The organism is Paraflavitalea sp. CAU 1676, from assembly GCF_029223285.1.
Lineage (GTDB): Bacteria > Bacteroidota > Bacteroidia > Chitinophagales > Chitinophagaceae > Paraflavitalea.
In genome coordinates this window covers 141,425-155,529 of sequence record NZ_JARHUJ010000010.1, presented here as the reverse complement: position 1 = coordinate 155,529, position 14,105 = coordinate 141,425, and the positions used below count along the sequence as shown (strand labels likewise).

12 protein-coding genes are annotated in these 14,105 nt (G+C 50.1%); 6 read left to right on the top strand and 6 right to left on the bottom strand.

Annotated elements, in window-relative coordinates; all coding sequences use genetic code 11:
* Window positions 1-16: 16 nt before the first annotated feature.
* Complete coding sequence (locus P2H89_RS29785) at window positions 17-502, bottom strand: Lrp/AsnC family transcriptional regulator (protein ID WP_275834085.1); 486 nt, start codon at window positions 500-502, stop codon at window positions 17-19.
* Window positions 503-680: 178 nt separating this feature from the next.
* Between P2H89_RS29785 and P2H89_RS29780 the strand changes: the two genes are divergently transcribed.
* Entirely contained in the window at window positions 681-1,808 is a 1,128-nt protein-coding gene (locus P2H89_RS29780) for a histidine decarboxylase (protein ID WP_275834083.1), read from the top strand.
* Between the two features lie 93 nt (window positions 1,809-1,901).
* Here P2H89_RS29780 and P2H89_RS29775 read toward each other — a convergent pair whose 3' ends face one another.
* The 5 genes from P2H89_RS29775 to P2H89_RS29755 form a co-directional block, all read right to left on the bottom strand.
* Complete coding sequence (locus tag P2H89_RS29775; protein ID WP_275834081.1) at window positions 1,902-3,260, bottom strand: sulfatase-like hydrolase/transferase; 1,359 nt, start codon at window positions 3,258-3,260, stop codon at window positions 1,902-1,904.
* Window positions 3,261-3,270: 10 nt separating this feature from the next.
* Window positions 3,271-3,717 (bottom strand): hypothetical protein, encoded by a 447-nt coding sequence (locus P2H89_RS29770; RefSeq protein WP_275834079.1) that lies wholly within the window; start codon window positions 3,715-3,717, stop codon window positions 3,271-3,273.
* Between the two features lie 117 nt (window positions 3,718-3,834).
* A complete protein-coding gene (locus tag P2H89_RS29765) occupies window positions 3,835-4,941 on the bottom strand; it encodes an AAA family ATPase (protein ID WP_275834077.1) in 1,107 nt (368 codons plus the stop codon).
* Window positions 4,925-5,635, bottom strand: a complete 711-nt coding sequence (locus P2H89_RS29760; protein ID WP_275834075.1) for an RNA ligase family protein — start codon at window positions 5,633-5,635, stop codon at window positions 4,925-4,927. The genes P2H89_RS29765 and P2H89_RS29760 overlap by 17 nt, the downstream gene beginning before the upstream one ends.
* A 163-nt stretch (window positions 5,636-5,798) precedes the next feature.
* Window positions 5,799-7,505, bottom strand: coding sequence for a TlpA disulfide reductase family protein (locus P2H89_RS29755; protein ID WP_275834073.1), 1,707 nt, complete (start codon window positions 7,503-7,505; stop codon window positions 5,799-5,801).
* Between the two features lie 153 nt (window positions 7,506-7,658).
* On the opposite strand from P2H89_RS29755, the gene P2H89_RS29750 reads away from it, so the two are divergent.
* The 5 genes from P2H89_RS29750 to P2H89_RS29730 all read left to right on the top strand — a co-directional run bounded on the left by P2H89_RS29750 (window position 7,659) and on the right by P2H89_RS29730 (window position 14,083).
* Window positions 7,659-8,315 (top strand): TfoX/Sxy family protein, encoded by a 657-nt coding sequence (locus P2H89_RS29750; RefSeq protein ID WP_275834071.1) that lies wholly within the window; start codon window positions 7,659-7,661, stop codon window positions 8,313-8,315.
* Window positions 8,316-8,378: 63 nt separating this feature from the next.
* Window positions 8,379-9,092 (top strand): 2OG-Fe(II) oxygenase, encoded by a 714-nt coding sequence (locus tag P2H89_RS29745; protein ID WP_275834069.1) that lies wholly within the window; start codon window positions 8,379-8,381, stop codon window positions 9,090-9,092.
* Window positions 9,093-9,225: 133 nt separating this feature from the next.
* The gene (locus P2H89_RS29740; protein WP_275834067.1) at window positions 9,226-11,259 is read left to right on the top strand and encodes a M13 family metallopeptidase; all 2,034 of its coding nucleotides are present in this window, start codon (window positions 9,226-9,228) and stop codon (window positions 11,257-11,259) included.
* 199 nt (window positions 11,260-11,458) lie between these two features.
* A complete protein-coding gene (locus P2H89_RS29735; RefSeq protein ID WP_275834065.1) occupies window positions 11,459-13,174 on the top strand; it encodes an IPT/TIG domain-containing protein in 1,716 nt (571 codons plus the stop codon).
* Between the two features lie 54 nt (window positions 13,175-13,228).
* Window positions 13,229-14,083 (top strand): AraC family transcriptional regulator, encoded by an 855-nt coding sequence (locus P2H89_RS29730; RefSeq protein WP_275834063.1) that lies wholly within the window; start codon window positions 13,229-13,231, stop codon window positions 14,081-14,083.
* Window positions 14,084-14,105 lie beyond the last annotated feature (22 nt).

The window sequence follows — 14,105 nt, the reverse complement described above, 5'->3', positions numbered from 1 at the left end:
CTGATGCGATCGAAAGTCATCGTTTCACCTGTTCCAGATCGAGCGGAAAGGCCGTTTCCGTTTTACCCTCCCACAATACGAAGGATGACTGCACCGAACCAATATTAGGCAAGGAGGAAAGTTTGTTGATCAGGAAATTGTTGTATTCCTGCATATCGCTGATGACCACTTTAAGTAAGAAATCAAAATTACCGGTAAGGCGATAGCATTCCATGATCTCCTTGAACTTCACGCTCTTTTGTTCAAAACCCCGCAGTGCTGCCTGGGTATGTTCCCGCAATTTGATCGTCGTGAAAGCGATCAGGTTCTTCCCAATTTTTTCCTTATCCAGTATCGCGACATAACGCTTTATATAACCAGACTGCTCCAGCTTTTTGATGCGAACAGAGACCGGCGTAATGGTGAGCCCCAGTTTGTCGGCAATTTCTTTGGTGGTTATACGGGCATCTATCTGCAAAAGATCCAGTATCCGGATATCCGTTTGATCAAGTTGAGCTGTCATGAGAAGTTATTTTTTCTATTGGGATAGCCAACTGGCGCCCCAAACAGTATATAGTATAGTAAAGCGACCTAAATATAGTTATTTTAACTACTATTTGCCAACATATTGCATACTTAATCTATTTGTTTCAACTTTGTGCAATAGATATTAATCGTTCACTAACATCAATTGCTTCCATATGGCTCAGTTACCCTTGAGAGACGCCGAAAGACTTCAGGATTATATTTACAAAGCGACTGCGCGCGCGCAGCATTTTATTGGTTATCCCATTGCCCAGGATTTTGACTATTCCGAACTCTTTCCATTGCTGAAACTTCCGCTCAATAATGTGGGAGACCCGCTGATTGAATCTACATATGATGTTAATTCCCGATCCCTCGAATGTGAGGTGCTGGAGTTCTTTGCGGGTCTGTTTAAAGCCCCCGTCAATAATTGGTGGGGTTATGTTACGAATGGAGGGTCCGAAGGCAACCTGTACGGCCTCTATGTTGCCCGTGAATTGTATTCGAATGGCATCGTCTATTACTCTGAATCCACGCACTATAGTGTGCAAAAAAACATTCAGCTGCTGAACCTCAGGAGTATTGTGATCCGCACACAACCCAATGGTGAAATGGACTATGATGACCTGCGGGAAATGATCAGCATGCATCGCGACCAGCCGGTGATCATACTGGCCAATATCGGCACTACGATGACAGAAGCCAAAGATGACCTGAAATCCATTCAGGGGATCTTCCGGGAACTGGCTATCAAAAATCACTATATCCATTGTGACGCGGCGCTGGCTGGTGTGTATAGCGCATTGCTCGACCTGCAACCCGGCTTTGATTTCTCGCACGGGTGCGACAGCCTTGCCATCAGCGGCCATAAATTCATTGGTTCGCCGATACCGTGTGGACTGGTATTGGTGAAAAAGAACTATAAGGAACGTATCGGCAAAGTGATCCCCTATATCGGTACGGCAGATACCACGATATCGGGCAGCCGTAACGGCCACAGCCCGGTATTTCTATGGTATGCTATCAAGAAGCTGGGATCGGAAGGATTGAAGCAACGTGCCATCGAAGCATTGGCAATAGCTGAATATGCGGTTGACCGCCTCTGCAGGTTGGGCATCAAAGCCTGGAGAAATCCAGACGCTTTAACCATTGTACTCCCCGATCCTCCCCGTGAGATCAGCGTAAAATGGCAATTGGCCAGTGAAGGAGGCTTTAGTCATATTATCTGCATGCCAGGAGTAAGCAAAGAAAAGATCGACCAGTTTCTCTACGAATTAGAGGCAACGATGGAGGTCGCAGTATAAATTTGAAGGGAGGCAATTCGCCTCCCTTTTTTTATTTGAACCGTTGCCTCAAGGCACGTCATCCAGCGAAACCGTCCTCATTGTCACGGTTTTTTAAAACGATACATCAACCATCCGGTCCGGCCCCGACGGCATCCTTTTGAACCAGTTCAATACTTTTTCTTTCAACACCGACACCACTTGCACATGCTGGGCAGCCACATTGGTAGTCTCATAGGGGTCATTACCGAGATGATAAAGCTCCTCCCCCGTCCCATCGCAGTTCACCAGCAACTTCCACGTGCCTTCACGCACTGCCAGGTTAGGGCTCCGGTTTCTACCTTCCGGATAGCGGAATGAAGTTTGGTTGCGGCCATACTCCCAGTAGATCGTTCTCTCTTGCGCAGAAGGCGTTCCCAATAGTACAGCACTTCTATCCACACCATCCGTGGACGGCGTTTTGCCGGTTACACCCGCCAGTTTACAAAAGCTTTGAAGCAGATCCGTAGCAGTGAGAACGGAAACACTGTCCACAGTACCGGACTTAACCTGTTTAGGATACCGAACAATAAAGGGCATGCGAATGCCCCCTTCATACAAGGACAGTTTTGAACCGCGGAAATTACCGGAGCGGAAACCAAACGTAGGCAGTGCGCCATTGTCGGAAGTAAAAATAACCAGGGTGTTCTGGTCAAGGCCCAGTTGCTTCAGTCCCTCCAACAAACGGCCGATTTGTTTATCGTATTCTTTCAATACAGCTTCGTATTGGGGTCTGCTTTCGGCGCCTTTCGGGTTACGCTCCTGGTCATCTTCATCCGCAATCCAGGGGGTATGCACGTCGTCAGGCCAAAGATTCACAAAACATGCCTGGCCTTTGTTCTTCTCTAAAAAGGAAAGCGTACGATCAACCCAATAGCCTGTCCGGTTCCAGCGCTTAATGCTATCGGTTTTAGCCCAGATCCAATTCGACGAAGTGAGCAGCGGATCAGGATTGGGACTTTCCCAGGTGCTGCTGAACTCATCGAAACCGTATGCACTGATAGGTGGCGCGTTTTTCACATCACGTCCGCCGCCCATATGCCATTTACCAAAATGCGCCGTATGGTAGCCTGCCTTTTTCAACTCCCGGGCAACCGAAGGGGCCTTTGGCGTAAGAAAATCAACTTGAGCACATTCCGCATTACCCTTTCGCGTTTGAAGGTAACTGGTAATATTCCAGGTAGCCGGATGCGACCCCGTAAGAATGCCTGCGCGGGAGGGCGAGCAAATGGGTGACGCACTGTAGTACTGCGTAAAACGGCGCCCCTCGTTGGCCATCTTGTCCAAATAGGGCGTGGGCACCACTTTTCCGCCATAACTGGCCACATCACCGATGCCCATGTCGTCCGTCAGGATAAAAATGATATTGGGCTTTTGCGCCTGAGCGAAGGCAGCGCTTAAAAGCAGGATACTGGTATAAATAAGTCGTTTCATCATTTTGTTTCTAAAAGTCATTGATCGTTATATAAGCATGGTCCGAAACATTCTTCATCACCTCCAATGCCCCGATACATTCCGAGATAGCGATGAGATCACCGTTCTGATTGGCCAATTCATAGTCATCGTTTTTCCGGATCGCTTCTTTGATCTGCGGGTAGATGATCTTATTCCTGATCTTCGTAAATACCGGTATAAGCTCCTCGATAGATACGGTTTGAGGCTTAAACGCCTCCAGGTTATCCAGGACAGACATACTATCCTTTCCGTAGGTAGCCTTAACGATCCGCACTTCTTCCTCATTCAATACGCCAAGGTGCACGACCGGTGTGTGGTCTTTCCAGTCGTAGAACATCAGCGCCAGGCTGTCGCAAGGTCCAGAAGTGGTGAAGCTGTTTAGTTGTTGGCCGTCGTGATCGACCTGGATGATTTCGACACTGATGGATACACTCATAGTATTAGGGGTTGGGTTTTACGAGAAGTTTGCTGAACCGGTACTGCCACCACCGTAAGATACAGAAAAGCGTCGCTGCCAGCAGACAAAATAAATTACTGGCAGCGCGCTTTCATTTCACCCAACTACATATGTAACTTTATGCGCCTCTACCGGCGACGGCACCTCCAGCTTATTAGCCAGCTTTTCCACTACGCCGGCTGGTACTACCGCCTCCCTACCCTTGTTTTGCGCCATGAGGCGATTAAAAGGCACTTCGAGGTAAACAATATGCACCGACGCCTTGTAGGCAGTAAACAGGTCGATCAATTGCGACCGCATTTGTCGCGTAATATTGGTGGCGTTCCATACAAACGAACGCTGTTGCCGCAACATCTCCTTTGCCTTTTCTTTCGCCAACTGGATCACACGCCCATTACCGGTTTTATCATCCGGGGCATACCCCAGTTCTACCCGCAAGGCATCCAGCGACACCACCGGCAGGTCTTTGAAGTGCTTACGGATATAGGTATCCTTACCGGCGCCGGGCAGTCCGCTCATCATCACTACTTCCATGGCAGGCCGCTCAAAGGGCATATAGTCCGGATAAGCTTCTTCCGTGTGTAGGTAATGCATCCGGGCATCGTCCGATCCAAAGGGTCGTGTAGTACCCCAGCAGCCATGCTCTTTACAGAACTCCTCAAAACAATCAACCCGGTACAGCAGGTCATCGATATCGGGCGCAATACGTCCCTTCATATCGGCCCTTGCCAGGAGTGCCAGCCAGGCCGTATTGACCTCCATGCTCACCTGCACCGCCAGCTTAAGCGGATCTGGCCGTTCCAACAGCCATAGCGGAATACTATGGTGCTGCACCAGCCCCCATATTTGCTCACGAATGGCAAAAGGCGCCGGTATATCCTTATACAGGATCCTCCTGGCTGTTTGCGCCCCTTTTCGTGCATGTCCGCGCGAAGTGATGCGGCCGTCGGGTTCGGTAACCGTTGTGCTGCGTTTCTCCACATCATGCAACAGCGCAGCCGCCCATAATAGCTCCTGGTCCTGTGGCGCCAGTAACTGGTAGGCAGGTTCCGCCAGCAAGGCAGCCAGCACCATCTGTGTATGTATAGCCACATCACCCTCCGCATGAAAATCCCGGTCCTGCGGTGTTTGCCGCATATCGGCCACCCAGGGATATCGCTCTTCCAAATATTTCCATTCTTTATTGTCACTGATGGTCCACATCGTCCCCTCCTTCATGTTTTAACCGGGCGCGCTGCCAGTGACGGGTCCAATGCTGGTCCGTTTTGACGTGCCCCTTTCTTACATACTTAAATACATTCTGTGCAAATTGATCCGTACCATACCATTCTGCATTGCGCGTAACGATCCCTTCCATGGTAGCCATGGAGCCATCATGTGCATTGACCGGATCGTAAGCACCTGAACCAGCAACGACGGTCAGCACATCCGCTTCAAATGCTGCCCGGTTAGCCGGTACGGTAACCGTATCAATCTCCGGCACCGTAGGCAGGTCAAGTAAGCCTGCATAGAACTTCGTTTCTTCCCAGCTCAGCCACCGGTCATGGTCGCGAATGGCAAACACATGAAAATGATGATCCAGCTTCCGGTAACGCAGCGAATGTACGGCATAGAGGTTTTCGAGAAATACCTCGAGGTCGCCAAGCTGTGGACGAATACTATGCCAGTACTGCCGCAGGGTTTCTGTCCACGGACTGGTTGTGGGCGCAGCATGAGAGCGCGCAAAGACGCCATACTTCGACAGGCAATTGTTCTCCCCATCCAACTTCTCCGTATGCACCAACCGGGGAATTTTCTGTATCAGTTCCCAATAGTCATGCTGTATACGATCATCGCTGGTGGTGCCCGGCGAAAAGGGGTAATGCCCCGTACGGCCATATTTTTGTGAAATAGCCATGTAATGTTTTTTTTGATCAGTCAATAAGATTCCGTTCGCAACGGGTGTCGCGAATAATCAAGGTCTTAATATGTCTGAACCATTACATGACGCAAGGCTTGTAGATTTTTTAGAATGACGCAAAAGTACAAAAATTTTGCAGCTTGTCAAGTGTGGGCTCACCTCAATCAACCAGTGCAGCCAACGCCGCCCTGTCGGGTATCTGTGACACCCGTTTAATGGCACCTGGCTTGTAAACACCCTTACGATCGATGAAGGCATAACCGGGATAACCGCTGAAGGAAAAGAATTGCGACAGGTCCGCATCCAGCGCTTCGTCAATAAAAAAGTGTACACCTGGTAAATTCAGCTCTCCAATTTTCCTCTTCCACTTTTCCTCATCCGAACCCCTGTTCGTGCATACATATACGAATACAACGGATAGGTCTTTGGATGTTTCCTGAAGCTTCTTGCTGTGCGGCATTTCTCCCAGGCAGGGTGCACACCAGGTGGCCCACAGATCAAACACGATGGCCTTGCCGGGGAAACTCTTTTTGAGACCAGCGAGGAAATCAGCCCCTTTTACATTCGACACTTTATACAACGATGCACCAAAGGCAGTTTGCACCAGTGGTTTGCCAAAATCGGCAGCGGTCATGGAGTTTCCGGCATTGGACATCGCCTTATTGATAGCGGCCATTTTAGATAAGGTATTGGAATAGTTTGCCCGGGCGATCGCGTTGCACCAGGCCGTTTGCATAGCCGGCATCAATTGCTCCAGCGCATAGCGCTGTTCGTTGATATCTTTACTATCATTCAACAACAACTTCAGGATATCGGCCTTGCCGCCCGTAAAATTACTGTCAATGGCCCTGATGCCATTGTCGATCAATTGCTCGTCTACTAACCTTTGCTTGCGTGGCTTCGCTACTTTTGTCCATTTAGCCACCTGCCCTGTTGAGTAAGCCGTTCCGGCCGTTTGCCTTTCCGCCATCAGCAACGAATCAACAGCCAGCTTCTCGTCGGTAGTAAGATCGGGTAATAAGGCTACCTCTTTCCAGGCTATCTTTGTACGCCGACCGGCCACCAAACTAAAATAATTGGAGAGGTAGCGGTAAAATCCAACGCTGCTATTGGTAACACTATAAGTTTTATGCTTCTGTAAGCGGGACAACGTCGGCGCATCCATTTCATGCCCCCAATAGGTAACGCTTATCCTGCCATAGTACTCAGACCAATATTCATTTTCCAGCAGCCAGGCGTAAGGTGATGGGTTCTTAGCGGTGTAGTCATCCACGATCATCTTTACTGAATCGTATATACCGCCGTAAGCCGCCTGCACCGTAGCGGCGCTCGGTTTGGAAAGTCTTGGTATCTGCTGGATCCGCGAATCAAGCGCCAGTTGTTCCTCGCGCCGGAAGAGTATAAAATTGTTCGTGTATTCGTTCAGGGGGCCGTCTGTTCCCAGAAACCTGATTCCCGGACCATTGAACAAAAGCTCCTTGCCAGGCGCCTTCACTTTTTGAACGTCTACCTCTACATGCACATCCTTATTGACATAAATACCGGTATAAAACATCTCTCCTACACTCAACCAGATCTGCTGGTAAGGAAGCGGATAATCCAGCTGCAACCGGAATGTTCCATCGGCTTCGACCTGCGTGGTCTTCCTTACCTGCCCTACCAGGCTGACGAGCGAGTAAGTAATGGGAGTTTTTGATATTTCCTCCTGACTGATGTTGATCAATTTTCCGGTAACGATGGGAATGGTCCGGCCGGCAAAGTCTGTATCAAATGCCTGATCATCCAATGCATGGAGTCCGGCAGGTTGAGCATAACCCGCATTACCAAGCAGGAGAATAGCGCATAAAGCAGCGATGGAGGGTTTCATAAAAAGTTTTGAGTAATCTGAATGTACGAAAGATTACTGATCCCCGGTATAATTCCTTTCATTGAACAAATACATGCACCGTACTGCTAACGGCGCAAAACAGCTGATGTATACTGGTTAAATGCTGTACTTTTGGTGCTCAAATCATAAGCTATGACCTACAATGAATTACTAGCCAACCGTGTTCGCGAATTCCTCATTACCAGTGAAGACAATATTGTGGAAAAACGCATGTTTGGCGGGCTGTGCTTCATGGTCAACGACAAAATGCTGGTAGGCGTGGAAGCTGAACGGATGATGGTGCGGGTAGGTCCGGAGGTGTATGAAGAAGCGCTCGAGCGGGAAGGTTGTACGCCGATGGATTTCACCGGCAAAGTGATGAAAGGATTCGTATTCGTAGATGCCGATGTGCTGGCCAGTAACAAAGAGCTGTCCTGGTGGATCAATGTGGCGCTGGCCTACAACCGGGTTGCCAAAGCTTCCAAAAAGGCCGGTAAAAAGCCGACCGTTACGAAGGTGGCAGCGCCCAAAAAAGCAACAGGCGGATCGCCGGCAAAAAAGGCCGCAGCAGCCAGTAAAGTGAAAGGGAAAGCTGCTGCCGGGAAGGCGGCATCTGCTAATAAAGTGAAAGCTCCGGGTAAAAAAACACCAGTTAAGAAGTCCGCCTCTCCTAAAAAGGCTGCGAAAAAATCGGTGGCCCCAAGGGGCACCTCTCCCAAAAAGAGCGCAGCTAAAACGCCCGCCCAAAAAGCTGCTGCGCCGAAAAAAGTGGCCGCAAAGAAAACCAGCGTAAAAGGAAGGAAGCGTTAAACGCAGCTGCAATTCCGCAAGAACCGGGTTTTCACCCAAACCCCACACCGGTAGCTTTGGGTTATGAATATAATCACTGAAAGAATTGAATCGCACGATTGGGAAGCAGCAGCGGCTGCACTGCACCAGCAAGGATATGCCCTGCTGCGTAATGTACTTACAGAAGCCGAATGTGACGCGCTGATCGATCAATACAAGGAGCCTGCGCATTACAGGAAGACCATCGTCATGGAAAGGTACCGCTTTGGACTGGGCGAATACAAGTACTTCCAATACCCGTTGCCTCCCCTCTTGCAACAGATACGCCAAAGCGTATATCCCCACCTGGTACCCGTTGCCAATGCCTGGATGAAGGCGCTGGGCATCCAGCAACAATACCCTGCTTCGCTCGAGGACTTCCATGCTTTATGCCGGCAACAAGGCCAGGTTCACCCTACCGTATTGATACTGCAATATGGTGAAGGTGGTCACAATACCCTGCACCAGGACCTGTATGGAGACCTGTTCTTTCCCATTCAGCTGGTCATGTTCCTGAGCGAGCCCGATCTCGATTATACCGGCGGCGAATTCGTATTGACTCAGCAGGTGCCACGTGCCCAATCAAAAGCCATTGTGTTAACTCCACGCAAAGGCGACTTCCTGCTCTTTACCACCAATTTCAGGCCCGTTAAAGGCAGTAAAGGGTATTACCGGGTGAATATGAAGCATGGGGTGAGCGAAGTGCATACCGGCAAACGATTTACCCTGGGCATTATCTTTCATGACGCTACGAGTTAACTGTTCCCCCGACACTCCCTTCCAGCCAGGGTTGCAGCAACTTATCCCCGTTTAACCGCATTCAAATAAGAAACGGTGTTATTCATGGGTCGCCCCTTAACTTTATCCTGCTCAACAAACTACTATACTGATTATGAAATCTACTGTGTTCATTGCTGCCGCGCTTGCCGGCTGCTTCGCCGCCTGTAAGAGCGGCGACTCCAAACCTGTTAAACCCGATGTGGTGGCCGCCAATATGGATACCACCGTTCGTCCGGGTGACGACTTCTTTCTCTATGCCAATGGCGGATGGATCAAAAGAAACCCCATCCCTGCCGAGGAAAGCCGGTGGACCATCTCCAACCTCGTTAATGAAGAACTGTACAAACGGGTACGCACCATCAACGAAAAGGCGATCACCGACAGCGCCGCCAACCGTTCCTCCCGGCAACTGGCCAACTTCTGGCTTAGTGCCATGGACACCGTCGCTATCGAAAAAGCCGGCTTACAGCCGTTGCAAGGCGAACTGACCCAACTCAATGCGGTCAGCGACATTCCATCCATGATGAAACTGGTAGCCGACTGGCAGATCAAAGGCATCTCTCCCTGTTTCAGCATGTTCATTTTCCAGGACAGCAAGAACAGCGAGCAAATGGCCATGTACCTGTACCAGGGTGGCCTCGGCCTTCCCAACCGGGATTATTATTTCAATACCGATTCCCGTACTACCAATATTCGAAACGAGTACGTAAAACATCTTGGAAAGATGTTCAGGCTTTTGGGCGATGATACTACTATCGCTGCCAACAATGCCGCCAGTGTGATGCAACTCGAAACCCGGTTGGCTAAAGCCTCCCGCAAACTCGAAGCGCTGCGTGACCCTTATGCCAACTACAACAAATTTGCCGTGAGCGACCTCCATCAACTCACGCCTGCCGTAGACTGGAAAGTCTGGAGGGGCAATATCGGCGCACAAGTGCTGGACTCTGTCATTGTAGGACAACCGGAGTTCTTCAAAGAACTGCAATCGGCGCTTACCAGCATTCCCATAGCCCAGTGGAAGACCTACCTGCGCTGGAACCTGATCAGCAGTTCGGCCGATTACCTGAGCAAACCGTTCGTCGACGAAGACTTCAACTTCTATTCACGCATCATCCGTGGCGCCAAGGAACAACGCCCGCGCTGGAAACGCGTGCTCGATACACAAAAAGACGTAATGGGAGAACTGGTCGGCAAACTCTTTGTAAAAGAGTACTTCGATGAAACAGCGAAGAAGCGTTATGCGGATATGGTGGAAGCCATTCGCGGAGCCCTTAAAGCACGCATCGAAAAACTCGACTGGATGAGCGACAGCACGCGCCAGAAGGCCCTGCACAAGCTGGCTACTATGAAAAAGAAAGTCGGCTACCCCGATACCTGGAAAGACTTTTCTTCTATGGAGATCACATCGGCGCCCTATGTCATCAACATGCAACAGGCACGTGCCTGGTGGCACCAGTTTTACCTCAATAAACTGGGCAAGCCGGTAGATCGTACAGAATGGGATATGCCGCCTCAGGAATACAATGCCTATTACAATCCATCCAATAACGAGATCGTGCTGCCTGCAGGCATCTTCACCATTCCCGGTTATCTGGATGCTGAAGTAGATGATGCCGTGGTATACGGATATGCGGCAGCCTCCACGATCGGCCATGAGATCACCCACGGTTTCGACGACGAAGGCCGCAAGTTCGATGCCAATGGTAACCTGCTTTCGTGGTGGACCGAAGCCGATGAAAAGAAATTCAACAAGAAGGCGCAGGTCATGATCGATCAGTTCAATGGCTATGTGGTGGTAGATACTTTGCGTATCAATGGCCAGGCTACCCTGGGCGAAAACATTGCCGATCTGGGAGGTATTCTGTTGGGCTGGGACGCCTTCGTACAAACGGAGCAATACAAAAAGGGAGATAAGCTGGCCGGCCTAAGCCCCGCACAACGCTACTTTCTCGGTTATTCATTGGGTTGGCTGGGCCATGCCCAGAAAGAGTCGCTGGCCAATCAATTACTCACGGATGTACATTCACCAGCCCAATACCGCGTTAACGGACCTATGGCGGATGTTGATGCGTTCTACTCCACCTTCGACGTTAAGCCTGGCGATAAACTTTATCGGGCAGACAGTATGCGTGTGAGGATCTGGTAGTAAAATGTTCCAATATATTTAAACCATGCTGCCTATTGTAAATATCACTTCACAATAGGCAGCATTTTTATTTAATATCATTTTCAAACATCCGAACATTCAAAAGAATTACCCGCTGTACCGATTCATCCCTTCTTATACAATTAATTTTCCCGCCCGGCGTTTAGGGGGTTAGTATTCGAAAAACTCTACACCAGTTATGAAACGTCTTTACCCCGGAACCCTGTTGCTGATCGGTAGTTTGTTGCTATTTGCGTGTAATAAAGAGGGCAAAACGCCCATCCTGGAAATCGACAAAACGAGCATTGTTGCAGACGCGCAAGGGGGAAAAGACTTCCTGTTGATCACCTCCAATTCGGATTGGGAGATCACGGGCCTACCCGAGGGGATCACCGCCACTCCGGATAAAGGCCAAGGCGATCGCTGGGTCACGATCACCTACCCTGCCAATACGGGGATCGAATCGATCGATATTAAATTCACCATCAAAAGCAAGGAAGCCAGCCCTGTAGAAATTGGATTTAAGCAGCTGGGTTCAGCCCCTTCCATACTGGTCGATAAGCAGATCATTGGCGCTGTAGGAAGCGGACAGGAACAAACCATCACCATCATTTCCAATACATCCTGGAAACTGGATATTCCCGCCAATGGGGCCTGGGTAAAAGCCAGCAAAACGGCCGGAGATCCCGGTCAGTCGACGGTTGTGCTCACCATATCCGAAAGCAATGAACCCAGAGACCGCAGCACCGAACTCACGATCAGCCACGCTGCCACGAATACCAGTGTTAAAGTCTCCGTGAGCCAGTTGCAGCCCGACGTTTTGCTGACTGCCATTACACCGCATGCCAAAGGCGAAGAGGTGATCACCATTACGGGCAAAGGATTTTCGTCTGCCAAAGCCGATAACGTCGTTACCATCAACGGTAAAGCTTCCACGATCACAGAAGCCACTTTAACAAGCCTCAAGGTTACCGTCCCCCTCCGGGCCGGCAGTGGTAAAGTACAGGTTACGGTGGCCGCCAAAACATCGAACCCCGTCGATTTTAAATATGACTCTGTATGGCGCACCTATCATTATGCCGAAAACACCGATCCCGCTGCACTCGGTAATATGCACCATATTGCGGCCGATGATGCCGGCAATCTATTCATCACCGTTCCCGATCAACACCTCATCAACAAGATCAATGCCGACGGCATCCTCAGCCTGTTTGCCGGTGGCACCAAAGGATACCAGAATGGTATGGGCGCCGAGGCCTGGTTCAACCGTCCGCAAGGCATCGCCATCAACAAATACAATGCATTGTTTATAGCTGATTGGGGCAACCGGGCTGTGAGAAGACTTACGCCGGGCGGCACCAGTAATACCATGGCTGCTTTTTCTTATACTACCGGCCTGGATGGTATTGCGGCGGATGATGACGGGATTTCGTACGTAGCCGACAGCATCTATGGTGCAGTGGTGAAAGTGAACAACGTGGGCGGCACCTGGGCCGACGTTTATAAATCCGGCAAACCCGTTTCGGTGGCCCGCTCTAAAGAAGGTATCCTCTATGTGGCCCATACCGATCACCGAATTTACAAGGTAAATATCAATGGTACCGTTGAGGTCTTCGCCGGTAGCACGGCCGGACTGAAAGACGGTCAGGGCGCTGCTGCCCAATTCAACGAACCCGGGCAGTTGGCGGTCGACCCCAAAGGCAATCTGTATGTAGCCGATACCAAAAACAACAGCATCCGCAAGATCAGCCCCGCCGGTCTTGTTTCCACGATAGCTGGTGATGGCACCGCCGGCGACTTGATAGGTTTAACAGCCAGGTTCTCGGCGCCGCTGGGTATTACCATGGATAAACTTGGTAACCTGTTCATTACAGATACACAAAATCACAAGGTTAAACGGGTATTATTGGAGTAAGCACCGGCCTTTCGGCCCGGCCCAACCTGGCCGGATTGTTGTACCTTGTGGTGTATGGATGCCGACATCAATACACTGTACGAGTCGACCTTTTACCGCATCATGGATTTCAAATGCCGGTGCGTGGATTGCCGCACTTCCAAACCGGAATACAATGAGGCTTTCTGCATCAGCTTTGTACGCAAAGGAAATTTCCTGTTCAATATTTTTCGTCGCACGCTCGACTCCTATACGGGTTGCGTACTCATCACCAAACCCGGATGCGAACGCACGGTAACGCATGCCCATAGCGTTCCCGATGAATGTACCATCTTCGAATTCAAGCATCCATTCTATCAGGAGCTTTTGCTGCAATACGGAAAGACTACTTTCTTCGCCGATCATGACCTCCACTCTACCCTCTATAAAACAACACCCGAAACGGAGTTCCTGCATTTCTACATTGCCCGGCTGGTGCTTACCCGCACCGGCAGCAAATTGCAGATCGATAACCTGGTATTGGAAATGATGCACAAGATACTGGGCACAGTAACCGACTACACACCCGATCACCGCATCCATGCCCGCCTCAAACAACAGCACCTCACCACCATTGAGCTGGCCAAGCAATACATTACCGAACATTACACCGACGACATCGCTCTGCAAGACCTTGCTACTCATTGTCTGGTAAGCCCCTTTCACTTCAGCAGGATCTTCAAGACCTTTACACAAACTTCCCCGCATCAGTTCCTGCTCACCATCCGGCTCAAGAATGCAGAACTGTTGCTGAAAGAAACTGCGCTGCCCGTCGCAGACATTGCTTTCACATCCGGCTTCAACAGCATTGAGCATTTTACCACTGCCTTTCGCCAGAAATACAAATGCCCACCTGCTTCCTACCGGTCACAATTGCTCAGTACATCGTAAGCTTCCTCCACAACTTTTGCAC